This window comes from Arhodomonas aquaeolei DSM 8974 (assembly GCF_000374645.1).
GTDB lineage: Bacteria > Pseudomonadota > Gammaproteobacteria > Nitrococcales > Nitrococcaceae > Arhodomonas > Arhodomonas aquaeolei.
The window spans coordinates 137,671-161,970 of the sequence record NZ_KB894802.1 but is presented as its reverse complement, the minus strand read 5'-3'; the positions used below and the strand labels follow the sequence as shown (position 1 = coordinate 161,970).

24 protein-coding genes and 1 tRNA gene are annotated in these 24,300 nt (G+C 70.6%); 11 read left to right on the top strand and 14 right to left on the bottom strand.

Going from position 1 to position 24,300, the window contains the following annotated elements; all coding sequences use genetic code 11:
* Window positions 1-6 precede the first annotated feature (6 nt).
* The 4 genes from proB to rplU all read right to left on the bottom strand — a co-directional run bounded on the left by proB (window position 7) and on the right by rplU (window position 2,852).
* Entirely contained in the window at window positions 7-1,152 is a 1,146-nt protein-coding gene (gene proB, locus C516_RS0105295) for a glutamate 5-kinase (protein ID WP_018717318.1), read from the bottom strand.
* Window positions 1,145-2,179: an Obg family GTPase CgtA gene (gene cgtA, locus C516_RS0105290; protein WP_018717317.1), complete on the bottom strand. Its 1,035-nt coding sequence runs from the start codon at window positions 2,177-2,179 to the stop codon at window positions 1,145-1,147. The genes proB and cgtA overlap by 8 nt, the downstream gene beginning before the upstream one ends.
* A gap of 82 nt (window positions 2,180-2,261) precedes the next feature.
* The gene (gene rpmA / locus C516_RS0105285; RefSeq protein WP_018717316.1) at window positions 2,262-2,522 is read right to left on the bottom strand and encodes a 50S ribosomal protein L27; all 261 of its coding nucleotides are present in this window, start codon (window positions 2,520-2,522) and stop codon (window positions 2,262-2,264) included.
* An 18-nt stretch (window positions 2,523-2,540) separates the two neighbouring features.
* The gene (rplU, locus tag C516_RS0105280) at window positions 2,541-2,852 is read right to left on the bottom strand and encodes a 50S ribosomal protein L21 (protein WP_018717315.1); all 312 of its coding nucleotides are present in this window, start codon (window positions 2,850-2,852) and stop codon (window positions 2,541-2,543) included.
* A gap of 179 nt (window positions 2,853-3,031) precedes the next feature.
* Here rplU and C516_RS0105275 point away from each other — a divergent pair, with 179 nt between their 5' ends.
* The 3 genes from C516_RS0105275 (at window position 3,032) to C516_RS0105265 (ending at window position 4,581) form a co-directional block, all read left to right on the top strand.
* A complete protein-coding gene (locus tag C516_RS0105275; RefSeq protein WP_018717314.1) occupies window positions 3,032-3,991 on the top strand; it encodes a polyprenyl synthetase family protein in 960 nt (319 codons plus the stop codon).
* Window positions 3,992-4,000: 9 nt separating this feature from the next.
* A tRNA-Pro gene (locus tag C516_RS0105270) sits at window positions 4,001-4,077 on the top strand.
* A gap of 210 nt (window positions 4,078-4,287) precedes the next feature.
* Entirely contained in the window at window positions 4,288-4,581 is a 294-nt protein-coding gene (locus C516_RS0105265; protein WP_018717313.1) for an HU family DNA-binding protein, read from the top strand.
* On the opposite strand, the gene C516_RS0105260 is transcribed toward C516_RS0105265, so the two are convergent.
* The 3 genes from C516_RS0105260 to C516_RS0105250 are packed head-to-tail and all read right to left on the bottom strand — an operon-like array spanning window position 4,582 to window position 7,581.
* On the bottom strand, window positions 4,582-7,077 hold the full coding sequence (locus C516_RS0105260; RefSeq protein WP_018717312.1) for a heavy metal translocating P-type ATPase: 2,496 nt from the start codon (window positions 7,075-7,077) through the stop codon (window positions 4,582-4,584).
* Window positions 7,078-7,084: 7 nt separating this feature from the next.
* On the bottom strand, window positions 7,085-7,381 hold the full coding sequence (locus C516_RS0105255; RefSeq protein ID WP_018717311.1) for a metal-sensitive transcriptional regulator: 297 nt from the start codon (window positions 7,379-7,381) through the stop codon (window positions 7,085-7,087).
* Window positions 7,378-7,581 (bottom strand): heavy-metal-associated domain-containing protein, encoded by a 204-nt coding sequence (locus C516_RS0105250; protein ID WP_018717310.1) that lies wholly within the window; start codon window positions 7,579-7,581, stop codon window positions 7,378-7,380. Before C516_RS0105250 ends, C516_RS0105255 begins: the two co-directional genes overlap by 4 nt.
* Before the next feature lie 166 nt (window positions 7,582-7,747).
* Here C516_RS0105250 and C516_RS0105245 point away from each other — a divergent pair, with 166 nt between their 5' ends.
* From C516_RS0105245 to yacG, 7 genes are all read left to right on the top strand, one after another.
* Window positions 7,748-9,586, top strand: coding sequence for an EAL domain-containing protein (locus C516_RS0105245; RefSeq protein WP_018717309.1), 1,839 nt, complete (start codon window positions 7,748-7,750; stop codon window positions 9,584-9,586).
* 188 nt (window positions 9,587-9,774) lie between these two features.
* Window positions 9,775-11,499 carry a type IV-A pilus assembly ATPase PilB gene (gene pilB / locus C516_RS0105240; RefSeq protein WP_018717308.1) on the top strand — a complete coding sequence of 575 codons (1,725 nt, stop codon included), beginning with the start codon at window positions 9,775-9,777 and terminating at the stop codon, window positions 11,497-11,499.
* Window positions 11,500-11,502: 3 nt separating this feature from the next.
* Entirely contained in the window at window positions 11,503-12,732 is a 1,230-nt protein-coding gene (locus C516_RS0105235; RefSeq protein ID WP_018717307.1) for a type II secretion system F family protein, read from the top strand.
* A 6-nt stretch (window positions 12,733-12,738) separates the two neighbouring features.
* The gene (locus C516_RS0105230) at window positions 12,739-13,608 is read left to right on the top strand and encodes a prepilin peptidase (RefSeq protein ID WP_018717306.1); all 870 of its coding nucleotides are present in this window, start codon (window positions 12,739-12,741) and stop codon (window positions 13,606-13,608) included.
* Window positions 13,608-14,210: a dephospho-CoA kinase gene (gene coaE / locus C516_RS0105225; protein WP_018717305.1), complete on the top strand. Its 603-nt coding sequence runs from the start codon at window positions 13,608-13,610 to the stop codon at window positions 14,208-14,210. Before C516_RS0105230 ends, coaE begins: the two co-directional genes overlap by 1 nt.
* A gap of 89 nt (window positions 14,211-14,299) precedes the next feature.
* Window positions 14,300-15,082 (top strand): cell division protein ZapD, encoded by a 783-nt coding sequence (gene zapD / locus C516_RS0105220; RefSeq protein ID WP_018717304.1) that lies wholly within the window; start codon window positions 14,300-14,302, stop codon window positions 15,080-15,082.
* Entirely contained in the window at window positions 15,070-15,300 is a 231-nt protein-coding gene (gene yacG / locus C516_RS0105215) for a DNA gyrase inhibitor YacG (protein ID WP_018717303.1), read from the top strand. Before zapD ends, yacG begins: the two co-directional genes overlap by 13 nt.
* 36 nt (window positions 15,301-15,336) lie before the next feature.
* Here yacG and C516_RS0105210 read toward each other — a convergent pair whose 3' ends face one another.
* From C516_RS0105210 to secA, 3 genes are read right to left on the bottom strand one after another with little or no spacing between them, the layout of a single operon-like run.
* Window positions 15,337-16,272, bottom strand: a complete 936-nt coding sequence (locus C516_RS0105210) for a Nudix family hydrolase (RefSeq protein WP_040409245.1) — start codon at window positions 16,270-16,272, stop codon at window positions 15,337-15,339.
* The gene (gene argJ, locus C516_RS0105205; protein ID WP_018717301.1) at window positions 16,269-17,489 is read right to left on the bottom strand and encodes a bifunctional glutamate N-acetyltransferase/amino-acid acetyltransferase ArgJ; all 1,221 of its coding nucleotides are present in this window, start codon (window positions 17,487-17,489) and stop codon (window positions 16,269-16,271) included. The genes C516_RS0105210 and argJ overlap by 4 nt, the downstream gene beginning before the upstream one ends.
* A 3-nt stretch (window positions 17,490-17,492) precedes the next feature.
* The gene (secA, locus tag C516_RS0105200) at window positions 17,493-20,222 is read right to left on the bottom strand and encodes a preprotein translocase subunit SecA (RefSeq protein WP_026320958.1); all 2,730 of its coding nucleotides are present in this window, start codon (window positions 20,220-20,222) and stop codon (window positions 17,493-17,495) included.
* A 104-nt stretch (window positions 20,223-20,326) separates the two neighbouring features.
* Between secA and C516_RS20365 the strand changes: the two genes are divergently transcribed.
* Window positions 20,327-20,788 carry a DciA family protein gene (locus C516_RS20365; RefSeq protein WP_018717299.1) on the top strand — a complete coding sequence of 154 codons (462 nt, stop codon included), beginning with the start codon at window positions 20,327-20,329 and terminating at the stop codon, window positions 20,786-20,788.
* Window positions 20,789-20,879: 91 nt separating this feature from the next.
* On the opposite strand, the gene adk is transcribed toward C516_RS20365, so the two are convergent.
* From adk to C516_RS0105175, 4 genes are all read right to left on the bottom strand, one after another.
* Window positions 20,880-21,536 (bottom strand): adenylate kinase, encoded by a 657-nt coding sequence (gene adk / locus C516_RS0105190; RefSeq protein ID WP_018717298.1) that lies wholly within the window; start codon window positions 21,534-21,536, stop codon window positions 20,880-20,882.
* 196 nt (window positions 21,537-21,732) lie between these two features.
* The gene (locus tag C516_RS0105185; protein ID WP_018717297.1) at window positions 21,733-22,497 is read right to left on the bottom strand and encodes an NRDE family protein; all 765 of its coding nucleotides are present in this window, start codon (window positions 22,495-22,497) and stop codon (window positions 21,733-21,735) included.
* A gap of 10 nt (window positions 22,498-22,507) precedes the next feature.
* A complete protein-coding gene (bamB, locus tag C516_RS0105180; protein WP_018717296.1) occupies window positions 22,508-23,659 on the bottom strand; it encodes an outer membrane protein assembly factor BamB in 1,152 nt (383 codons plus the stop codon).
* Window positions 23,659-24,300 carry a YfgM family protein gene (locus C516_RS0105175; protein WP_018717295.1) on the bottom strand — a complete coding sequence of 214 codons (642 nt, stop codon included), beginning with the start codon at window positions 24,298-24,300 and terminating at the stop codon, window positions 23,659-23,661. The genes bamB and C516_RS0105175 overlap by 1 nt, the downstream gene beginning before the upstream one ends.

The window sequence follows — 24,300 nt, the reverse complement described above, 5'->3', positions numbered from 1 at the left end:
CCCGCCTCAGCTCTCCTCCGAGAGCACCAGATTGTCACGGTGGATGAGCTCGGGCTCGTCGACATACCCGAGTACGGCCTCGATGCGACTGGAGGAGACGCCGCGCAGCCGGCGGGCATCCCCCGAGCCATAGTTCACCAGCCCCCGGGCCACTTCGCGGCCATCCGGGTCGAGACAGGTCACCATGTCACCGCGCATGAATCGCCCGTCCACCCGTGTCACGCCCACCGGCAGGAGGCTGCGGCCGTCCTCGCGCAGCACCCGTGCCGCACCGGCGTCCAGCCACAGCGTCCCCCGCGCCTGCAGCTGGCCGGCCAGCCACTGCTTGCGCGCCGCCATCCGCTCCCGCGAGGGCCACAGCAGCGTGCCCAGCCGCTCTCCGCCGGCGATTCGTGCCACCACGTCAGGAAGGCGGCCCGAGGCGATCACGGTCACAGCACCGGAACGAGCGGCACGGGCCGCCGCGGTCACCTTCGTGCGCATCCCTCCGCTGCCCAGGGCACCGGGCGCATCCGAGCACATCGCCTCCAGGCGCTCATCGGCGGCGTCCGCCTCGTTGATCAGGGCGGCCCGCGGATTCTGGCGGGGATCGGCATCGTACAGACCGTCCTGATCGGTCAGGATCGCCAGCACCTCCGCCTCGACCAGGTTGGTCACCAGCGCCGCCAGGGTGTCGTTGTCACCGAAGCGGATCTCGTCCGTGGCGACCGTGTCGTTCTCGTTGACCACCGGCACCACCCCCAGCGCCAGCAGCGTGCGCAGGGTGCTGCGTGCATTGAGATAGCGGCGACGGTCGGCAAGGTCCTCATGGGTGAGCAGCACCTGGGCGGTGCGCAGACCGAAACGGCGGAACTCCCGCTCGTAGGCCTCGACCACCCCCATCTGCCCGACCGCCGCGGCGGCCTGGAGCTGATGCAGCGCATGCGGCCGACGGGGCCAGCCAAGGCGCTGCACGCCCTCGGCGACGGAGCCGGAGGAGACCAGCACGACCTGCCGCCCCTGGCGATGAGCGTCCGCGATCTGAGCCACCCAGCCGGCGATGCGCTCACCGTCGAGCCCCCGGCCCTCATTGGTCACCAGGGCGCTGCCCACCTTGAGCACCCAGCGCCGGGTATCGGCCAGCCGGGCGCGCCAGCGCGCACCCTCATCCATCGGCGTCACCCTCGCCCCGCATCGCCTCCAGGCGGTCCATGACGCGCTGGCACAGGTAGTCCGCGCCCTCCCCGCTCTCACCGGAGACCAGGAACACCGGGCCCTCCCAATCCATCGCCGCGGTGATCTCGGCGGCCACCGCGTCGCGCTCGTCGGCGGGAATGAGGTCGATCTTGTTCAGCACCAGCCAGCGCTCCCGCGCCGCCAGCCCGGGGTCGAACGCGGCGAGTTCGTCCACGACCGAGCGCGCATCGGCGGCGGGGTCACGGTCGTCGTAGATGCAGGCGATGTCGAGGACGTGCAGCAGCAGCCGGTTACGCGCCAGGTGCTTGAGGAAACGCACCCCGAGCCCGGCACCTTCAGCCGCCCCCTCGATCAGCCCCGGGATGTCCGCCATCACGAAGCTGCGCCCCGGTCCCACGCGGACCACGCCCAGGCTGGGATACAGGGTGGTAAAGGGGTAGTCAGCCACCCGCGGGCGGGCACCGGAGACGGCGCGGATCAGGGTGGACTTGCCCGCGTTGGGCAGCCCGAGCAGGCCGACATCGGCGAGCACGCGCAGCTCCAGCGAGAGCTCGCGGCGTTCGCCATCCTGCCCCGGCGTCGACTGCCGGGGGGCACGGTTGGTGGAGCTCTTGAAGTGGATATTGCCGACACCGCCGTCACCGCCGCGGGCGACGAGCAGCCGCTCGCCCTCGGCGGTGACATCGCCGATCACCTCGCCGGTCTCCCGGTCGGTGACGACGGTGCCCACCGGTACGGGCACGATGACGTCGTCGCCGCTGCGTCCCGTCATCTGCCGGCCGCGGCCGTTCTCACCGCGCTCGGCCGCGTAACGGCGGCTGTGACGGAAGTCCGCGAGGGTGTTCAGGCCCTCGTCGCCGACCAGGTAGACGCTGCCACCACGGCCGCCATCGCCGCCGTCAGGCCCGCCCCTGGGGACGAACTTCTCCCGCCGGAAGCTCACGCAGCCGTCCCCGCCGTCACCGGCGGCGACCCGGATACGCGCCTCGTCCACGAATTTCATACCGCCACCTCGAGCCGGCCCTTACCGGCAAAAAAAAGCCCCGTCCTGCGACGGGGCTTTTCGGGATGCGTTCGGTCGCCGATCAGCTCGCCGCGCGTATGCTCACGAAGCGCCGCTTGCGCGGCCCCTTGCGCTCGAACACGACCTCACCGTCGCTCTTGGCGAACAGGGTGTGGTCGTGACCGATGCCGACGTTGGCGCCCGCGTGGAAGTGCGTGCCGCGCTGGCGAACGATGATATTACCGGCGCGCACCGCCTCGCCACCGAAGCGCTTCACGCCCAGGCGCTTCGATTCCGAGTCGCGACCGTTGCGGGTACTACCGCCTGCCTTCTTATGTGCCATGCCTCGTTAACCTCCGATTCAGCCGGCGTTGATGCCGGTGATCTTGACCTCGGTGAAGTGCTGGCGGTGGCCGTGCTTGCGGTGGTAGCCCTGGCGGCGCTTGAACTTCACCACCTCGACCTTGCGGTCACGGCCGTGGGAGACCACCTCGGCGGAAACACGGCCGCCGTCCACCAGCGGAGAACCCACCTTCACGTCGTCGCCGCCGACCATGAGCACCTGGTCGAACTCGACCGTGGAGCCGGCCTCGGCCTCCATCTTCTCCACACGGAGGACATCGCCCTCGCTGACGCGATACTGCTTACCGCCCGTCTTGATCACGGCGTACATGGCTGCGTTCTCCAAATCCGGTTCGCTGCTAATGCAGTCTGGGAAACTAAAGACCGCGAATCATAGGCTTCGCGCCGCGCGAGGTCAACTCCCGCGGGCGTTTTCTTGACACCCCCCACCCCCCTCTCTAGCATCCGGTCGACTCACCACTCCAGGAGCTGCCCGGGACGGACCATTTAATGGATCTCGCCGCCATTCGCGAACTCGTCACCGAGGACATGCAGGCCGTCGACCGGGCCATCCAGGACCGCCTGCGCTCGGACGTGGTGCTCATCAACCAGCTCGGCGCCTACATCGTCAACAGCGGCGGCAAGCGGCTGCGCCCGATGGTGGTGCTGCTGACCGCCCGCGCCGCCGGCTACGGGGGCGACCGCCACATCCCGCTGGCGGCCATCGTCGAGCTCATCCACACCGCGACGCTGCTCCACGACGACGTGGTCGACGGCTCCGACCAGCGCCGCGGACAGGACACGGCCAACCATATCTGGGGCAACGAGGCGAGCGTGCTCGTCGGCGACTTCCTCTACACCCGCTCGTTCCAGATGATGGTGGAGCTCGGCAGCACCGAGGCCATGGAGACCTTCGCACGCGCGACCAACACGATCGCGGAGGGCGAGGTGCTGCAGCTGCTTAACGTCCACGACGCCGACGTGGACGAGGCCCGCTACCGCGAGGTCATCTACCGCAAGACCGCGGCCCTGTTCGAGGCGGGCTGCCGCCTGGCCGCGCTGTTCGCCGGCAGCGACGACACCGCGGCGGCGGCCTACGGCCGCCACCTGGGGACCGCCTTCCAGCTCATTGACGACGCCCTGGACTACGATGGCAACCCCGCGGAGATCGGCAAGAACGTCGGCGACGACCTCGCCGAGGGCAAGCCGACGATGCCGCTTATCCGGGCCATGGAGGTCGGCGACGAGCATACCCGGGCACTCATCCGCGAGGCGATCGAGGCCGGCGGGCGCGAACGGATCACCGCGGTCTGCGAGGCCATTGCAAACACCGACGCCATTGCCTATACTCGCCGCCTCGCTGAGGAGGAGGCGCGCCAGGCAGAGGCAGCGCTCACCTTCGCGAGGGACGATCGGCTCCGCGAGGCCCTCGCTGAGCTGGCACGATTCGCTGCCGACCGTCGCCACTAGCAGACAATCCGGGGTGTAGCTCAGCTTGGTAGAGCACTACGTTCGGGACGTAGGAGTCGCTGGTTCGAATCCAGTCACCCCGACCATTCCCCGAGAAGGGGCCGGATCGACGGATCCGGCCCCTTTTTCGTTGGAGCGTCGCCAAAACCCTCCTGTAATGTGGTCCCGGTCACACTCGTCGCGGAATCGCTGGACACGGCGGCAATGCGTCTGCTGAACTCCGCCACAGACCCTGCGTTGCCGCCGCCCGGTGGCGAGCGATCCGACTCCGACAGCAATCGAAGGGAGAGAGGCGAATGAATCCTGTGATGAACAAGAACGAGCTCATCGACGCCGTACGTGACCGCTGTGACGAGCTGCCTCGCAAGGCGGTCGCCGAGGTCGTGGACGCGCTGTTCGACACCATTCAGGGCACAGTTGCCGACGGCACCGATGTCAGCGTTACCGGCTTCGGGCGTTTCACCCGGACCGAGCGCGCGGCCCGGACCGGGCGCAACCCCCAGACCGGCGAGAGCATCCGGATCGCCGCCAGCCGCGTTCCCGCCTTCCGCCCCGGCAAGGGTTTCAAGGATCAGGTCAACGGCGGCTGATCAGGCCGCGGCGGCCGGCGTACGCCCGCCGGCCGCCTCACCCGCCTCCCCCGGGCCCATGGGCCCACGGAACCGGCGCAGCCGCAGGGAGTTGGTGAGCACCAGCACACTGGAGAGGCTCATCGCGCCCGCGGCGAGCATCGGGTTGAGCAGGAAGCCGCTCACCGGCCAGAGCACCCCCGCAGCCACCGGGATCAGCGCGACGTTGTAGCCGTAGGCCCAGGCGAAGTTCATCAGGATGGTCCGCCGGGTCGCCCGCGAGAGCGCCACGGCATTGACGATCCCGTCCAGCGATCCCCGCATCAGGACCACATCGCCGGCCTCGATGGCCACGTCCGTCCCCGTTCCCACGGCAATACCGGCATCCGCCTGGGCCAGCGCCGGGGCGTCGTTGATGCCGTCGCCCACGAACAGGACACGCCGGCCCTCGCCCTGCAGGCGCCGGATCTCGTCCGCCTTCTGCGCCGGCAGCACCTCGGCGACCACCCGGTCGATCCCCAGCTCCCCGGCGATGGCCTCCGCGGTGGTACGGGTATCACCGGTAAGCATCGCCACCGTGAGCCCGCGCTCGCGCAGCGCTGAAACGACGGTCGCCGCCTCCGGCTTGACCGGATCGGCCACGCCGAGCACCGCGACCAGCTGACCGTCCTCGACGACGTAGAGCGGGGTGCGACCCCGGGCCGCCAGCGTCGAAGCGATTTCCCGGCCATCACCCGCCGCCACGTCGAGGCGTTCGAGGTAGCGCTCGGCGCCGACCGCGATGTCGTGACCGTCCACCCGGGCGCGCACACCGTAGCCGGCCTCCGCCTCGAAGCCCTCGGCGCGCGTCGGCTCCAGACCGCGGTCCCGGGCCGCGGCGACGACGGCCTCGCCCACCGGGTGTTCGCTCAGGGCCTCGACCGCGGCGACACGGGCAAGCACCGTCGCCTCGTCGCCGGCGAGCACGCGCACGTCGGTGACCGCCGGCCGCCCCCGGGTCAGGGTCCCGGTCTTGTCCATGACCACGGTATCCGCCTTCGCCAGGCCCTCCAGTGCCGCCCCGCGGCGGAAGAGCACGCCCATGCGCGCCCCCCGGCCGGTACCGACCATGATCGCCGTGGGCGTGGCCAGTCCCATGGCGCAGGGGCAGGCGATGAGCAGCACGCTCACCGCGGTGACGAAGGCGTAGGACAGCGCCGGCTCGGGCCCGGCCGCCAGCCAGACGACGAAGGTGATCGCCGCCGCGGCCAGCACCAGGGGCACGAACACCCCCGCGATCCGGTCAGCCAGACGCTGTATCGGCGGCTTCTCGGCCTGCGCGGCCTCCACCATGCGGATGATCTGGGAGAGCACCGTGTCACCGCCGACGCGGCTGACCCGCATCACCAGCCCGCCCTGGCCGTTGACGGTACCGCCCATGAGCTCGGCACCCGCCTCCTTCGCCACAGGCTCGGGCTCGCCGGAGAGCATGGACTCGTCCACCCAGGAACGACCCTCGATCACGGATCCGTCCAGCGGCACCCGCTCCCCGGGGCGCACCACCACCTCGGCCCCCACGCTCACCTCGGAGACATCGACCTCCCGGGTATCGTCGCCGTCACGGACCCGCGCGGTGGGGGTCTGCAGTGCAAGCAGCCCGCGGATCGCCTCCGAGGTCCGCCCGCGGGCGACGTGCTCGAGCAGCCGGCCGACGAGGATCAGGGTGACGATCACACCGGCGGCCTCGAAGTAGGTCTGCGCCGTGCCCTCGGGGAATATCCAGGGCACCACCAGCGCGAGGAACGAATAGCCCCAGGCGGCGCTGGCCCCGAGCATCACGAGGCTGTCCATGCCCGGCGCGGCATGGCGCAGCTCCGCCACGCCGCCGCGGAAGAACCGCGCACCGGCCCAGAAGAGCACGGGCGAGGCCAGCACCAGCTCGAGCCACATCCATGCCCGCTCGGGCATCACCGACTGCATCCACGAACCGATCCCGGGCAGCATCTTGCCCATGCCGATGATCACCAGCGGCACCGTGAACGCTGCCGCGAACGCCACCGAGCGCTTCAGCCGCGTCAGCTCCGGGTCGGCACGGTCTCCCTGCGAGGGCGCCCCCTCGTCCGCATCGCGGCTGGCCGTGTAGCCCGCCCGGTCCACCGCGGCGATGACCTCGCGGTCGAGATCGGCGCGGGGGATGACGTTCAACCGCGCGTTGCCCAGGGTCAGATTGACGCTGGCCTCGAGCACGCCCGGCACGGCGGCGAGCGCACGCTCCACGCGGCGCACGCAGCCGGCACACGTCATGCCCTCGATGGTGAACGTCCGCTCCTCGGTGGCGACGTCGTAGCCGGCGTCCCGGACCGCGGCAACCGCGTCCGCCACCGCCGGGTCCCCGTCGAAGGCCACCCGGGCGTTACCGGTGGTGAGATTCACGCTGGCCTCGCTGACGCCGGAGACGCCGCCGAGGGATTTCTCGACGCGGGAGACACAGCCCGCGCAGGTCATCCCCTCCACGGGGATATCGACAGTGGTGCTCATGGTCGGCTCACCGGTACTTCAGGACGTCCATCAGCTCCTCGACGATACGGTCGGTATCGCCGCGCTCATGGGCGGTGGTGACGTGGTTGCGCAGATGGCTGCGGAGAACGAGATCCCCGACCTTGCCGAGGGCGCCCTCCACCGCCTTGATCTGCTTGAGCACGTCGACACAGTAGATCTCGTCGCGCTCGAGCATGCGGGCGATACCATCGACATGCCCGCGCAGGGACAGCAGACGGCGACGGGCGTCCTCGCGGACCCCGTCGTCGAGCTGCAGTCCGCAGTGCGTCTCGGCCTCGCTCATGACGACGGCGCCGTCACGTCGTAACCGGCCTCGCGCACAGCGTCGGCCACTGCCCCGGCCTCCGGCTCGCCGCTCACCACCAGGGCACCGCTCGCCGCGTCCACCCGGGTGACCGACTCCACCCCGGGCACGGCCTCGACCGCTTCGCGAACCGCCTTCTCGCAATGACCGCAGGACATACCCTCAACCTGGAACTCCATCGTTCACCTCCTGGCCTCAATCCCTCCCCCGGTGGGAGGGGTATATGTCGCTCAGAGCATAACGCCGCACCCTTCGGCACACAAGGTCCGCTCGACCGCGCACGGGGAATGACGCACCATTGCCACCGGGCCCCGCCCGCAGGGGACGCCATCATGAGAGACCGCCATGGACCAGGGAACGGACCGGCCCGACACCATCTACATCTGCCTGTCGCAGCTGACGGACAGCCAGCACCTCGCGGCGGCACTGCGCGCGCACGGCCACCACGCCCGCGCGTTCGCCAGCGCGGCCGTGCTCCGGACCGCAGTAGCCCACCGCCCGCCGGCCGTTATCGTCGCGGCCGTGGACCCTCCCGCCGGCGAGGACGGCCCACCATGGCGGACAACCCGAGACCCCGGCGCCACCACGCTCATCCTCGCCGTCCCGGATGCGGGTGTCGGCAGCTATCGCCGCGCCCTCGATGCCGGGGCCGACGCGGTGGTGCCACAGCCCGTCGCCCCGGGCCCGCTGCGGCGGCTCCTCGCCGGGCTGGGCGACACCGGGGAACCGGGGCGGACCGCGCTGATCGGCACCGCCGCCTCCATTCCGGATGCGCTTGCGACAGACGGCCTCGCCGTCACCACCTTCGAGCCGGACGACGACGCCCTGCTGCTGAGGCTGGAGCGATGGCGGCCGGACGCCGTGATCGTCGACGCCGAGCTCACGACCACGCTGGTTCCGGCCATCCGCCAGCGTCCGTCGCTGACGGCACCGGTACTTGCGACCCTGCACGCCGGTGACCCGCCGCGGTGCCCGCCCCCCGGTGTCGACCTGGCTCTGGGGCCCGGCCACGAGGCCGTACTCGCCCCCCTCCTCCGTCGTCGGATCCAGGCCAACCGCCGCCGGATCACCAACGCCTGCATGCTTGAACACAGCGACCCGGCCACCGGCCTGATGCGCGGAGACGCCCTGCTCGCCGAGGTCGCCACGGCCACCGCAACGGCCGACCGCGTCCCCTCCACCGTGCTGCACATCGCGCTCACCACCGACGGCGACACGCCGGCCGAGGAGGAGGCGGCGATCATCACCGCCGCCGACGCCATGAACACTGCGGTGCCGCCGCTGGGCCCCCTCGCCCGGCTCGGGCACGACCGCTTCGCGTTTCTCGCACGGGGCGTCCCCGCCGGCGCCTGCGGCGACCTCGCGGCCCGCCTCGCCGACGCCGCCGAGGGCGCGGCGCCAACCGTATCGGCGCAGGTCGATGCCCGCGGAGTGACGCCGGCGTCGGATCCGGAGGGCCTTCTAAGCGCCTCCGGCCCGCTCCCCCAACCGGGGGGTCACAGGAGCAGCGGCGAGTGGCGCAGGCGCATCGAGAGCGCCTTGAATGCCGAGCGTCTGGCCACGCGCAGCGCGGCACTGACGCGTCTCGACGGCGGTACGAGCCACCTCGCCCGGGTACACCCGCGTATCCTCGACGAGGCCGGATCGCCCCTGCCGCCGGGGGACTACGGTCCCGCCATCGCCGGCTCCCGGCTGGCGATGCGGCTGGACCGCGAGGTCCTGGAGTGCGTCCTCGACGGGCTGGCCGCATCCGCCGATATCGCGGCGGTCATCGTGCCGCTCGGGGTCGGCACGTTCGCCGATCCGGCCTACCCCGGGTGGCTGCGCGGGCGCTGCGACCATCACGGCGTCGCCCAGGGGGCTGTCATCCCGGAAGTGGCCGCCGCCGAAATCGCCACCCCGGCCCTCGCCGCGAACATTCCGGACCCACTGGCGGTCTCCGGCGTCGCGGACGCCGCACGCCTCGCGGAGATCGCCGCGGCGCTGCCGCTGGCCTTCATCCGGCTGCATGAGGCGCTGCTCGCCAGTGACGGCTCCGTCCTCGACGACACCGCCCTGCGCGCCATTACCGGGCACGCCCGCGCCCATGATGTCGCGGTTATCGCGCCCCCGGTCGCCCGCGCCGGCACGCTCGCTTCGCTCTGGGCCGCCGGCGTGAACCTGGTCGAGGAGGACACGCATTAGTGCCGACCCGTTCCCATTTTGCCGCGAAAACCTGCGGCAAACGGGCACAGGGCCCCGGCGGGGCTGGTTACAGTCGACGGGACGATCGGGTATAGTCGCCCCATAAGGGGAGTCGGCAACAGGCGCGACGGGGCGGCCAACCCCGGGGCATTTCGCGCCGTATTCCATCAGGCAAGTGGTGACAGCCTATGGCAACGGCCAATCCGTCGGTGAAGCTCGGGGGACTCGCGGGGCGGCTCGTTCGCGACGGTCTGCTTGAAACCGAGCAGGCTCAGCAAGCGCTCGCCGCGGCCCAGCAGGCCGAACAGCCCTTCGTTACCTACCTGGTCGAGCAACGCATGGTGGCGCCGCTGCGCATCGCCGCGGCAGGCTCGGACGAGTTCGGCCTCCCCGTGATCGACCTCGATGCCATCGACCTCGGCCAGACCGCGGTGTCGCTGGTCCGCGAGCGCCTCATCCGCCACCACCGCGCACTGCCGCTGGTGCACCGTGGCAAGCGGCTGTTCGTCGCCGTCTCCGACCCCACCAATCTGCGCGCGCTGGACGAGTTCAAGTTCCACACCGGGCTGATCACCGAGCCCGTGCTCGTGGAGGACGACAAGCTCGGCGCCGCGATCGAGAACGCGCTCAACGACGCCGGTGACGCCCTCGCCGACCTCGACCTGGACGAGGATCTCGAACATCTTCAGACAACGAGCGGCGAGGAAGAGGAAGAGGGCCAGGACGCCGGGGCGGCAACGCCGGACTCCGACGATGCCCCGGTCGTGCGCTTCATCAACAAGGTCCTGCTCGACGCGATCAACCGCGGTGCCTCGGACATCCACTTCGAGCCCTACGAGCGCGAGTACCGCGTCCGCTTCCGCCAGGACGGCATCCTGCAGAACGTCGCGAGCCCGCCGAGTGCGCTCGCGCCCCGCCTCGCGGCGCGGCTGAAGGTGATGTCTCGCATGGACATCGCCGAGCGCCGCGTGCCCCAGGACGGGCGCATCAAGATGAACCTCTCGCGCCGCCGGGCCATCGACTTCCGTGTCAGCTCGCTGCCCACGATCTACGGCGAGAAGATCGTGCTGCGCATCCTCGACCCGACCTCGGCGCAGATGGGCATCGACCAGCTCGGTTACGAGCCGGAGCAGAAGGACAACTTCCTCGAGTACATCCACAAGCCCTACGGCATGGTGCTCGTGACCGGCCCCACGGGCTCCGGCAAGACGGTTTCGCTCTATACCGCACTGAACATCCTCAACACGACGGACCGCAACATCTGCACCGTGGAGGATCCGGTCGAGATCAACGTCGGCGGTATCAACCAGGTCAACATCAACCCCAAGGCCGGGTTGCACTTCGCGGGCGCACTGCGTTCATTCCTGCGCCAGGACCCCGACGTCATCATGGTCGGCGAGATCCGCGACCTCGAGACCGCGGAGATCGCGATCAAGGCGGCGCAGACCGGCCACCTGGTGCTCTCGACGCTGCACACCAACGACGCACCGCAGACGCTCACTCGTCTCGCCAACATGGGCGTGCCGGGCTACAACATCGCCTCGTCGGTAAATCTCATCATCGCCCAGCGCCTGGCACGGCGCCTGTGCAGCCACTGCAAACAGCCCCAGGATATCCCGCGGGAGGCCCTGCTCGAGGAAGGCTTCCGCGAGGACGAGATAGATGATCTCGTCCTCTACGCCCCACAGGGTTGCGAGCAGTGCGCGGCCGGCTACAAGGGGCGCGTGGGCGTCTATCAGGTCATGCCCGTATCGGAGCGGATGGGACAGATCATCATGGAGGGTGGCAACGCGATGCAGCTGCAGGAACAGGCCGAGCGCGAAGGCGTCAAGGACCTGCGCACATCCGGGCTGGACAAGGTTCGCGCAGGTGTGACCAGCCTTGAGGAGATCAACCGGGTCACGGTGGACTAGGCCATGGCGACCAAGGCGCTCAAGCTCAACAGCTTCAACTGGGAAGGGGTCGACCGAAACGGCCGCAAGGTCAAGGGCGACTCCCGCGCCGAGAGCGCGACGAGCCTGCGCGCGACGCTGCGCAAGCAAGGCATCGCCGCGCAGCGGATCCGGCGCAAATCCTCCATCGCCGAGCTCATGGAGGGGCAGCGCCGCAAGCGCATTCGCGCCGGCGATATCGCCGTGCTCATGCGCCAGATGGCGACGATGCTGGACTCCGGCGTGCCCATCGTGCAGGCGCTGGACATCATCGGCCGCGGGCACGAGAACCCGAACATGCAGCAGCTCGTGCTCGGCATCAAGGAGGATGTCGAGTCCGGCACACCGCTGTCGGATGCGCTGCGCAAGCACCCGATGTACTTCGACGAGCTGGTCTGCAACCTCATCGAGGCGGGCGAGCAGGCCGGCGTGCTCGACACCCTCCTCGACAAGATCGCCTCTTACAAGGAGAAGACCGAGTCGATCAAGCGCAAGATCCGAAAGGCGCTTTTCTACCCGGCGGCCGTCGTCTGCGTGGCCATCGGCGTGACCGCGATCCTGCTGATCTACGTGGTGCCGCAGTTCGAGTCGCTGTTCCGGGGCTTCGGCGCCGACCTGCCCGCGTTCACCCGCATGGTCATCGACCTGTCCAACTTCACCCGGGACAACTGGCTGTTCATCCTCGCCGCCCTGGTGGCGGTGGTGATCGCCTCGATACAGACCTACAAGCGCTCGGAGAGATTCCGGCACTTCCTGGACCGGGTAGTGCTGCGCATCCCGGTAATCGGCCAGATCCTGCACAAGGCGGCGATCGCGCGCTTCGCGCGCACCCTCTCGACCATGTTCGCCGCCGGCGTGCCCCTGGTGGATGCGCTCGAATCCGTGGCCGGTGCCACCGGCAACTCCGTGTACGGCAACGTCGTGCTGCGCATGCGCGAGGAAGTCGCCCAGGGCCAGCAGCTGCAATGGGCAGCGGACCAGTCCAAGACATTCCCGCACATGGTGGTGCAGATGATCGCCATCGGCGAGGAAGCGGGCTCGCTGGACAGCATGCTCGCGAAGGTCGCAGAGTTCTACGAGGAGGAGGTGGACGCGGCGATCGACAGCCTCTCCAGCCTCCTGGAGCCCTTCATCATGGTCATCCTGGGCGTGCTCGTGGGCGGGCTGGTCATCGCGATGTACCTGCCCATCTTCAAGCTCGGCCAGGTGATCTGAGCGCCCATGCCGCTCTTTGACCTCCTGGCCGCCAACACCGGCCTGCAGGCGGCCCTCGTAGTGCTGGTCGGGCTCGCGGTGGGCAGTTTCCTCAGCGTGGTCGCCGTCCGCGTGCCGCGGATGCTGGAGGCGGACTGGGCGGCCCAGTGCGCCGAGCTTCGCGGCGAGCCACCGCCCGCGCGCGAGCCGTTCAACCTCATCCGCCCGGGCTCGCACTGCCCCGCCTGCAATCGCCCGGTCCGGGCCCGCGACAACGTCCCCGTCGTGAGCTGGCTGCTCCTGCGTGGCCGCTGCCGTGACTGCGGCGCGCGGATCTCGCCGCGTTACCCGATCGTGGAAGGGCTCACCGCGGTGCTCTCGCTGGTCACCTGGTGGCAGCTGGGCTGGACCGTCGCCGGCGCCGCCGGGCTGGTCCTGACCTGGTGGCTGATCGTGCTCACGGTCATCGACCTGGACCACTTCCTCCTGCCGGACAGCCTGACCCTCCCCGGGCTGTGGCTCGGGCTGCTGCTCGCCCTGGTCCCCGTGTTCGTGGGACCCGCAACGGCCATCACCGGGGCCGCCGCCGGCTACCTGGTGCTCTGGGCGGTCTATCATGCCTTCCGCCTGATCACCGGCAAGGAAGGCATGGGCTACGGCGACTTCAAGCTCCTCGCCCTGCTCGGCGCCTGGCTCGGCTGGCAGATGCTGCCGCTGGTCATCATCCTCTCGTCGTTCGTGGGCGCAGCGGTGGGCATCGCGCTCATCGCGGGGCTCGGCCGTCACCGCGACCAGCCCATCCCGTTCGGGCCGTACCTCGCCGCGGCCGGCTGGGTGGCACTGCTGTGGGGCGACGCCCTCATCGACGCCTACCTGCAGTTCGCGGGGATCGCCTAGTGTTCGTGGTCGGTCTCACCGGCGGCATCGCCAGCGGCAAGTCGACGGTGGCCCGCCTGTTCGCCCGACGTGGCGCCGACGTGATCGACACCGACGCCGTCGCCCGCGAGGTTGTACGCCCCGGCTCCGACGGCCTCACGGCCGTGGTGGATGCGTTCGGCAAGGACGTGCTCACCCAGGACCACTGCCTCGACCGCCGCGCCCTACGCGCGCTCATCTTCGACGATGAGGCTGCCCGGCGGCGCCTGGAGTCCATCCTGCACCCGCGCATCGAGGCGGCCGTCCGTGAGCGCATCGCGGCCAGCCCGGGACCGTATATTGTCCTCGTGGTGCCGCTGCTGGTGGAATCCGGCTGGCACGAGTGGGTGGACCGCGTCGCGGTGGTGGACGTCGAGGAGGCGCATCAGATCGAACGCCTCGCCGAGCGCGACGACCACACCCACGAGCAGGCCCGTGCCGCGCTCGCGGCCCAGACATCGCGCGCGCACCGGCTCGCCCATGCCGACGACGTGATCGACAACCGCGGGCCGCCGGAGGCGCTGCGTGACGCCGTCGACGCCCTTCACGAGCGCTACCTCGCCCTCGCCACCGGCGGCCGCTAACCCCTGCGGTGACGTCGCGTGGCGACGGGTTGGTCGCGGCTCGCCCGCTGCGTCACAATAGGCCACTCGTTTCTGCAGGGTCGTCCACCATGAGTGAATCCTCCTCGTCGCGCATCACCTACGAACACCCGCTCAACGAACGGGTGCGCACCCTGTTGCGCCTGGAGTTCCTCTTCGACCAGGGCCGCTTCGGGATGACGGGGGACACGGAGTGGCACAGTCGGCTCGCGGTGGGCACGCTGGTGGACATCGTCGCCCTGCTCTCCCGCGGGGACCTGCGCTCGGAGATCCAGAAGGAGCTCGAGCAGATGGTCACCTCGCTGGAGGCGCTGGAGAAGCGCCCGGGCGTGGATCCCTCACTGCTCGCACCGGTGCTCGACGAGTGCCGCGACCTCGCCCAGCGCCTGCGCGCCGCGCCGCCGGGGATACCCGCCATCGTTCGCGACAACGAGTTCCTCGCGGCCGTGGCGCAGCGCTCCGGGATCATGGGCGGGACCTGTGCGTTTGACCTGCCGGGCTATCACCTGTGGCTCAACCGGTCGCCGGAGCGGCGCCGCGAGGACCTGGAGAGCTGGTACGACGGTTTCGGTATCCTGCGCGAGTCAACCCGGCGGATCCTCTCGCTGTTGCGCGAGAGTGCCGACCCGGTGACCCTCGAGGCGGAGGGGGGCAGCTACCAGCGGACCCTCGAACGGGGATCGCCGTACCAGCTGCTGCGGGTCGCCCTGCCCGCGGACGCCCCGTACTTCCCGGAGATCAGCGGGAACAAGCACTTCTGCACCGTGCGCTTCATGGTCCAGGGCGGCGCCACCGAGCGTCCCCAACAGACCGACGAGAACGTACCCTTCCGGCTGGAGCTATGCGCGATCTGACCGCCAACAGGCCCGGGGGCGGCGGCCCGGGCACGGTTCAATGCCCCAACTGCGGTGCCCGCGTGGAGTGGTCCGAGCGCTCGCCTTACCGCCCGTTCTGCAGCGAGCGCTGCCGGCTCATCGATCTCGGTGCGTGGGTAGAGGGCGAGCGCTATATCCCCGGGGAACCGTCCCTGGACGCGTGGAGCCCCGGCGAGGGCGAGGACGCCGACAACTGACGGCGGCCGCCGCCGGGAAGACCGCCGTCGTCGCGCCTACCAGAGCCCTCTTATGCCGGCGATCCCCTGTGCCCGGGCGGCCAGCGCGTCCGGCAGGTCGGCCACGCTCATCCCCCCCAGCGCGTAGACCGGGCGCGGGAACGCCGCGATCCACTCCGCGAAGCGGGGCCAGCCGAGGGGATGGGCACGCGGATGGGACGGCGTGGCGCGCACCGGCGAGAGCACGACGAAGTCGGCGTCCGCGCCCAGGGCGAGATCGAGCTCCTCCGGGCCATGGCAGGAAGCGGCGACCAGCATGTCCGCCGGCAACGGCCGGGCGTCCAGCGAACGCAGGCGTGCCGAGGACAGGTGGACGCCGTCGGCCCCCGCCCCCCGCGCCGCCGCCGGGTCGCCATTGACCAGGAGCCGGGCGCCCGAGGCGTGACAGCGCCGGATCGCCTCTCGCAGCAGCGCCGCGTCCGCCGTGGCGCGCCGCCACTGCACGAGCGCCAGCCCGGAAGCCAGGGCCCGGTCGAGGCGGGCCAGCAGCGCATCACCGTCCTCCTCCGCGGGGGTGATGGCGTAGCGCTCCGGCAGGGTCAGCGCCCGGACGATCGGGGTGTTGGCGGCCGGGAACGGGTAGGCACTCAGCCCGGCGGACGGGACCCAGCGCCACTCGGCCACCTCGAGGGCCCTCGGCGTCTCGCCCGGCTGCGGCACCGTGAGCCAGACGTCGAGCTCGACCCGCCGGCCCGGGTAATCGAAGGGCACCCGGATCAGCGGCCGGCGTGGCGTGACGGTGATATCGAGTTCCTCGCGGATCTCGCGGACGAGCGCCTCGGTGACGGCTTCGCCGGGCTCCACCTTGCCACCGGGGAACTCCCACAGCCCGCCCTGGTGCAGGTGGTCGGGCCGGCGGGAGATGAGCACATGGCCGTCACCGCCGCGGATGGCCGCGACGGCCACGTGAATCGTCTCCGCTGCCGGGCTCATGACCGGTAATCGGCGTTGATCCGCACGTACTCGTAGGAGAGGTCGCAGCCCCAGACCGTGGTCACGGCCTCACCGCGACGCAGGTCGATGGTGATCTGCAGCTCGTCCGCGGCCATGCGCCGCGCGGCCTCCGCCTCCTCGTAGCCATCAACGCGGCCACCGCCGTCGGCGATGGTGTAGTCCGCGAGATCGATGCGTACCCGGGTGACGTCGAGGTCGTCCACGCCCGCGCGGCCGACCGCGGCGAGGATACGGCCCCAGTTCGGGTCGCCCGCGAACACGGCGGTTTTCACCAGCGGGGATTCCGCCACCGCGAACGCCACGCGGGCCGCCTCGTCGCCATCCCCGGCCCCGCACACGGTGACCGCGATCTCGCGGGTGGCCCCCTCGCCGTCCCGCACGATGGCCCGCGCCAGGGATTCGCACACACGCGAGAGCGCGGCACGGAAGCGTTCGTAACCCGCGGGATCCGCGTCCGGATCGAGGCGGGCGGCACTGTCCCCGCTGGCGACGAGGGTGCAGGCGTCGTTGGTGGAGGTGTCGCCGTCGACGGTGATGCGGTTGAAGCTGCCGGCCACGGCATCGGCGAGCAGGCGCCGCGCAAGCGCCGGTTCGATGACCGCGTCGGTGGCCAGGAACGCGAGCATGGTCGCCATGTTGGGCCGGATCATGCCCGAGCCCTTGGCGATGCCGGTGAGGGTGACCGTCTGCCCGTCGACCTCCACGCGCTCGCTGGCCCCCTTGGGCCGCGTGTCGGTGGTGAGGATGGCCTCGGCGGCGTCCGCCCAGGCATCGTCGCGCAGACCGTCCACGAGCGTCGGCAGGCCCGCCTCGATGCGGCCCGCCGGCAGCGGCTCGCCGATCACGCCGGTGGAGAACGGCAGCACCGCCTCCGGCGCACAGCCGACCAGGGACGCCAGTGCCTCGCAGCAGCGCCGGGCGTCCGCGTGACCGCGCTCGCCCGTGCCGGCGTTGGCATTGCCCGTGTTGACGAGCAGATAGCGCGGCGCCATCGCCGCGAGGTTCGCCTCGGCGCGCACCACCGGCGCCGCACGGAAACGGTTCTCGGTGAACACGGCGGCGGCAGTGCCGCCGGGTGCGAGCTCGATGAGTGCGAGGTCGCGCCGGTTCGGCTTGCTCACCCCGGCGGCCGCGGCGGCGAGGCGCACGCCGGGCACCGGGTGCAGCACCGGCAGGGCGTCGTTACCGACCGCCACGGATCAGCCCGCCAGCCGGCCGTGGCAGTGCTTGTACTTGCGCCCGGAGCCGCAGGGGCAAGGCTCGTTGCGCCCGACCTTGCGGCCGTCACGCACGAACGTCCCGCTCTCCCCACTCTCCGCGGCGGCGCCCGCGCCCTCCTCGCCGGAGGCATCGCTCATGGCGCTCGCCTCGGCGTGCTGGGCCCGCATGGAGGCCTGCTCGCGGGCGTGGCGCTCCTCCTCCGCGGCACGCGTCTCCTCTTCGGAGCGCACGTGGACGTGACTGAGGATCTTGATGGTCTCGCGCTTGATGCCCTCGAGCATCTCCTGGAACATCGCGAAGGCCTCGCGCTTGAACTCCTGCTTGGGGTCGCGGCTGGCCATGCCGCGCAGCTGGATGCCCTGGCGCAGGTGGTCCATCGCGGCGAGGTGATCTTTCCAGTGGGAGTCGAGCACCTGCAGGAGGAAGCTCTGCTCGACCTGGCGCATGAGATCACTGCCGATCTCCGCCTCCTTCTGACGGTACTGCTCGGCGATGTGCTCGTGGATGCGCTCGCGTAGCGTCTCCTCGTGGAGGTCGTCCTCCTCGTCGAGCCACTGCTGCACCGGCAGCCGGGCGTTGAACTCGGCGGCGAGTGCCTCCTCGAGGCCGGCGACGTCCCACTGCTCGTCGATGCTGCCCGGCGGGATGTGCTCGCTGATCACCGCCTCGACGACGTCACCGCGCATCGCCTCGATGGTCTCGGAGATGTCCTCCGAGCGCAGCAGCTCATCGCGCTGCTGGTAGACCACCTTGCGCTGGTCGTTGGCGACGTCGTCGTACTCGAGCAGGTGCTTGCGCATGTCGAAGTTGTGGCCCTCGACCTTGCGCTGGGCGTTCTCGATGACCCGCGAGACCATGCCGCTCTCGATGGCCTCACCCTCCTCCATGCCGAGCCGCTGCATCAGCCCCGAGACGCGCTCGGAGGCAAAGATGCGCAGCAGGCTGTCCTCCAGGGAGAGATAGAAGCGGGTCGAGCCCGGATCACCCTGACGGCCGGAACGGCCGCGGAGCTGGTTGTCGATGCGCCGGGACTCGTGGCGCTCCGTGCCGATCACGTGCAGGCCGCCGGCCTCGATGACCGCGTCGTGTCGGGCCTGCCAGTCCGCGCGCTGGCCCTCCACCGCCTCCTCGGCGGCGTCGTCGCCGAGCTCCGCGATTTCCGCGTCGAGATTGCCGCCGAGCACGATGTCCGTGCCGCGGCCGGCCATGTTGGTGGCGATGGTCACCGCCCCCGGGCGGCCCGCCTGGGCGATGATGCCCGCCTCGCGCTCGTGCTGCTTGGCGTTGAGCACCTCGTGGGGGACGTTGGCCTTCCTGAGCTCGCGGGAGAGCAGCTCCGAGGCCTCGATGGAAGTGGTGCCGACCAGCACCGGCTGCCCGCGCTGGTGGCAGTCCCGGATGTCCTCGAGGATCGCGCCGTACTTGTCCTTCTGGTTCAGGTAGACGAGGTCGTGGTGGTCCTCGCGGACCATCGGCTTGTTGGTGGGAATGACCACCACCTCCAGGCCGTAGATGTGCTGGAACTCGTATGCCTCGGTGTCGGCGGTACCGGTCATGCCGGAGAGCTTGTCGTAGAGACGGAAGTAGTTCTGGAACGTGATCGAGGCGAGCGTCTGGTTCTCGGCCTGGATCTCGACCCCCTCCTTCGCCTCGACCGCCTGGTGCAGACCGTCGCCCCAGCGCCGCCCCGGCATCGCACGGCCGGTGAACTCGTCGACGATCACGATCTGGCCATCGCGCACGAGGTAGTGGACGTCGCGCTGGAAGATCGCGTGGGCGCGCAGTGCCGCGTTCAGGTGGTGGACCAGCGAGATGTTGCGGGCGTCGTAGAGGTTCTCGTCCGCCTTGAGCAGGCCGCTCTCCTTGAGGATCTGCTCGGCGCGCTCCTGGCCGTCCTCGGTGAGATAGACCTGGCGGGCCTTCTCGTCGACGCTGAAATCACCAGGCCCCTCTTCCTCCTCCTGCCGGGTGAGGCGGGGCACGAGCTGGTCGATACGCTGGTAGAGCTCGCTGGACTGCTCCGCCTGTCCGGAGATGATCAGCGGGGTACGCGCCTCGTCGATGAGGATGGAGTCCACCTCGTCGACGATGGCGAAACCGCGGCCGCGCTGGACCCGCTCCTCGAGGCGCAGGGCCATATTGTCGCGGAGGTAGTCGAAGCCGAATTCGTTGTTGGTCCCGTACGTGATGTCCGCGGCGTAGGCGGCGCGCTTGTCCTCGGGGTCCATTCCCGGCACCGCGACCCCGACCTCCAGGCCCAGGAAGCGATAGACCCGTCCCATCCACTCGGCGTCGCGCCGGGCCAGGTAGTCGTTGACCGTGACCACGTGCACCCCGGTGCGCGGCAACGCGTTCAGATAGGCGGCCAGCGTGGCGACCAGGGTCTTGCCCTCACCGGTCTTCATCTCGGCGATCCGGCCCTCATGGAGCACCATGCCGCCGATGAGCTGGACGTCGAAGTGGCGCATCCCGAGCACCCGGCGGGCCGTCTCGCGCACGGTGGCGAACGCCTCGGGCAGGAGGTCGTCCAGGCTCTCGCCGGCCTCGAGACGCTCGCGGAACACCGCGGTACGCCCGGCCAGGGCGTCATCGTCGAGCTTCTGGACGGATTCCTCGAGGTCGTTGATGCGCTGCACCGTCTTGCGCATCCGGCGAACTACGCGGTCATTGCGACTGCCGAAGACCTTCTTGGTAATGGCACCTAACATATGGACGTCATCCGAGCTGGCATGGGTGCGGGCTGAAAGCGGTAGTCCACTTCGCGACAGGGCGCTACTATAGCGTATTCATCCATCCATTAGCAGGGTCACTAATGCCGGCGGATCAGCGCGGCAACGGTCGTCCGAAGGTCCTGCGCGGGGTCCTGCACCGGGGCAACACCGTGCTGGAACGGCTCGGCGCACGCACCCGGGAGACGACCCGGTGGCAACGCCGGCTCCAGCGCGTGCTGCCCGATGAGCTACACGGCCAGTGGCGCCTCGCCGGGTTGGACCGCGATGCCCTGGCGTTGGTTGCACACTCTCCGATCTGGGCCACCCAGCTGCGATACCGGCAGGGGGAGCTGCTGGAGGCCGCCGCATCGCTGATCGACCAGCGCCCCCGTACGTGCCGGATCACCGTCGAGCCGCCGCGACTGCGCACCCGTCGTGCGCCGCCTCGGCGGCTGAGTGGCACGAACGCCCGCCTGCTGGAGACCACCGCCGAGGGCTGTGACGACCCACGGCTGGCCGACGCACTGCGCCGGCTGGCCAGTCATGGCCGGGGCGGGGACTAGCCGCCCCGCCGGAACGTCCGGCACGACACGGGGCCGGGCCGGAATACGCACGCGGGCGGGACTGGACGCAGCCCGCCCGCGTTATCGGGGCTCAGTCGACGAGCTCGGCGCGGATACGCGCCTGCACGTCCTCGACGCTGCCGCGGCCGTCCACGCTCACGTACTTCGGCGCATCCGGCCCGCCCTTTCCGGCGAGATCGCGATAGTAGTCGACCAGCGGACGGGTCTGCTCATGGTAGACCTCCAGGCGCTTGCGGACCGTCTCCTCGCGGTCGTCGTCGCGCTGGACCAGCTCCTCGCCGGTCTCGTCGTCGCGGCCCGCCGCCTTCGGCGGGTTATGCTCGACGTGATAGACCCGCCCGGAGCCGGGATGCACGCGCCGCCCGGTCATACGCTGGACGATCTCTTCGTCCGGCACCTGGATCTCGACGACGTTGTCGATGCGGATGCCCTCCGCCGCCAGGGCGTCGGCCTGGGCGATGGTGCGCGGAAAGCCGTCGAAGAGGAAGCCGTTGGCGCAGTCCGGCTCGGCCACGCGCTCCTTGATCAGGCCCATGATGATCTCGTCGGAGACCAGCCCGCCGCTGTCCATGACCTTCTTGGCCTCCTGGCCGAGGGGCGTACCCGCCTTGACGGCGGCGCGCAGCATATCCCCGGTGGAGATCTGCGGAATGCCGTAGGTCTCGCACAGGGCCTGCGCCTGAGTCCCTTTACCCGCCCCCGGGGGGCCCAGAAGAATGATGCGCATGAGTCGAACTCCTCCAATGTCGCTCGCTGGCGTTTTCGCTCGCGGCCGGGGCGAAGCCCGACGGCCGGGTCCGGAGGGACCCTCCGGACGGAGGCCAACGAGCCTATCACCCGCCCCCGGGGGGCGCAATTCAGCCCGGGGGACCACGCGAACGCGCCGATGCGCCGGGTAACCTGCCCGCCGGGCCCGCCGACCGTCAGCCCATGACGCGGAAGGCCTCCCGGGTCTCCCCCGTCGGCCGGCCGGCCGGGTCAAAACGCCGCTCGACGAAGGTCGCAGTACCGTCGTCGGCGACGATGTAAACGCTAGAGGCACGGGTCCCGTAGCGCTCGCTGACGATGAACGCCGGTGCCAGCAGGCGCTCCCACTCCAGCGGGACACCGGTATCCGGGAGCGCGTCGTCGGGAACGCCGCGGCGATCGTGAAGCAGCTCGAGAAGCACGCCGGCGTCGACGGCGTCCGCTGCCAGCAACTCCGCCAGCCCGTCACGGGCCCGCCGGACCTTGGGCCAGGGGGTGTCCAGGGTGTGGTTGCTCAGGCCATACAGCCCCGGCCCGAGCCGTTGTGACTCGCCGGTCCGGTTACACAGGTGCACGAGCCCGCCGCCGTGCGCGTCACCGGAGAGCAGATTGAAACCGCCGTACTGGCCGGCGACGCCGGCCAGTGCGTCGAGACCGGCTTCGAGGCGTTCGTGGGCAAGCATCGCCGCGGGCAGCTCGCCGCGGGAGCGCGGCGCCGCCTCGGTGGAGGGATCGCGGAAGTTCGTGACCGCGGCGAAACGGCCGCGCCGGTCCACCGCAAACCAGGTGCCGCCGGCACGCAGGTCGCGCCCCGCCAGCACCGGCGGGTCGTCCCACCACGCCGCCGGCGCGGCGGGGCGTTCATGGAACTCGTCGCGGTTGGCCGCCACCACCAGCGGGTAGCGGGGGTGGTGGCCCGCCGCGACGACGATCAGGCACATGCCGTCGCGATCACGAGCCCGGCAGGGACCAGGACTGAAGCTGGCCGCCGGTGGAGAGGGTATAGAGCCGGTGACCCACGACCAGCGGGGCGACCGTGATGCGGGTATCCGCGGCATGTCGCCGCGCCAGGATCTCGCCGCTGTCCGCGTTCAGCCAGCTCAGGTAACCGTCATCACCCGCCACCACGACGTACCCGTCCTGGATCGCGGGGCCGGCGAGGGCCTCACCGGACAGGGCGTCCTGGCGCCACAGCGAAGCGCCGTTGGACGGATCAAGCGCCCAGACACGGCCCCCGGTATCGGGCACGATGAGACGACGCCCGGCGAGCGCCAGACCGGCGTTCCCGGAGAGCTCGCGGGCCCAGACCACCTGGCCGCTCTTGAGCGCCACACCGGCCACACGGCCCTGGTAGGCCACGGCGAACGCCGCATCCCGCGCCACGAGGGGATCGGCGTCGATGTCGATCATCCGGTCCAGATCGGTCTGCCCCTTGGGCACGGCCACGGACGCCTCCCAGACGGGAGTGCCCTCGCTCAGCGACAGCGCCACCAGGCGGCCGTTGTCGAAACCGACGATGGCACCGCCCTCGGCGATCACCGGGGCGCTGTGCCCGCGCACGGTCAGGGTCGGGACGTTGCGGTCGTAGAGCCAGCGGCGCTCACCGCTGTCCGGCTCCAGGGCGAACACGCGCCCGTCGTTGGTCCGGACCACGACCACGTCGTCGCCGATCGCCGCCGGCGCGAGGACCTCGCTGGTGACCCCGGAGCGCCAGAGCACCTCGCCGTCGTCGGCGGACAGGCCGATGACCTCGCCCTTGCGCGTGCCGATCACCACCAGGCCGTGCCCGGCCGCCGGTCCGCCGGACAGGGGGGCGCCCAGGTCCTGGGTCCACTCGGTCCGTCCGTTCTCGGCATCGAACGCGTAGACCGTGCCGTCGGCGCCCGCCGCATAGATCCGCTCGTCCGAGTAGGCGGGCTCCAGCCGGTCATGCAGACCGCCGGCCTCGCCCACATCGCGGGACCACACCATCTCCGGTTCCAGACCGCCCGCGACGGACACGCCGCCGGGCGGATCCGTCGCCTCGAAGGCGTCGGGCGTGGCGCAACCGACGAGGGCCGAGCCGAGCACGAGGGCCAGGGAAAGCCGGGCTATCCGCGACATCATGAGGCCTCCCCGACCTCGGCACCGAGGTCATTGAGCTTCACCCGCACGTACTGGCTGCGCTGGCTGCCGGGCTCGCTGTCCATGGCTGCACGATAGGCCTCGATCGCGTCGTCGTGACGGTCCAGCGCCACGAGGATATCGCCGCGCAGCTCCTGGTAACGGGCCGCGAACGGTCCACCCGGCACCGGCTCGAGGGTCGCCAGGGCGCCCTTGCCGTCACCGAGGGCGTGCTGAACCTCCGCGAGACGCAGCCGCGCGACCTGCCGCAGGGCATCGCTGGAAGCGTTGTTGCGCGCCCAGTCCAGCCGCGCCCGGGCCGCCTCGAGGTCGCCCCGGCCGGCGAAGTACTTGGCCGCCGCCAGGCTGCCGAGAACGGCGTAGGGACTGTCGCCGGAGTCTGCACGCAGCGCCTCCACCGCCTGCTCGACGGCGTCCGGGCGATCCTCGGCCACCGCCTCGTTGAGCGCGTCGTAGCGCGCCGACGCCTCCATGGCGCTGCGCTCCTGCCAGGACTCCCACTGCTGCCAGCCGACCACCGCGGCAACCGCGATGATCACGCCCGCAATCACGGCCCGGCCGTTCTCGTGCCACCAGCGCCGGAGCGCCTCAAGCTGTTCCTCTTCGGTGGTGTATGCCAC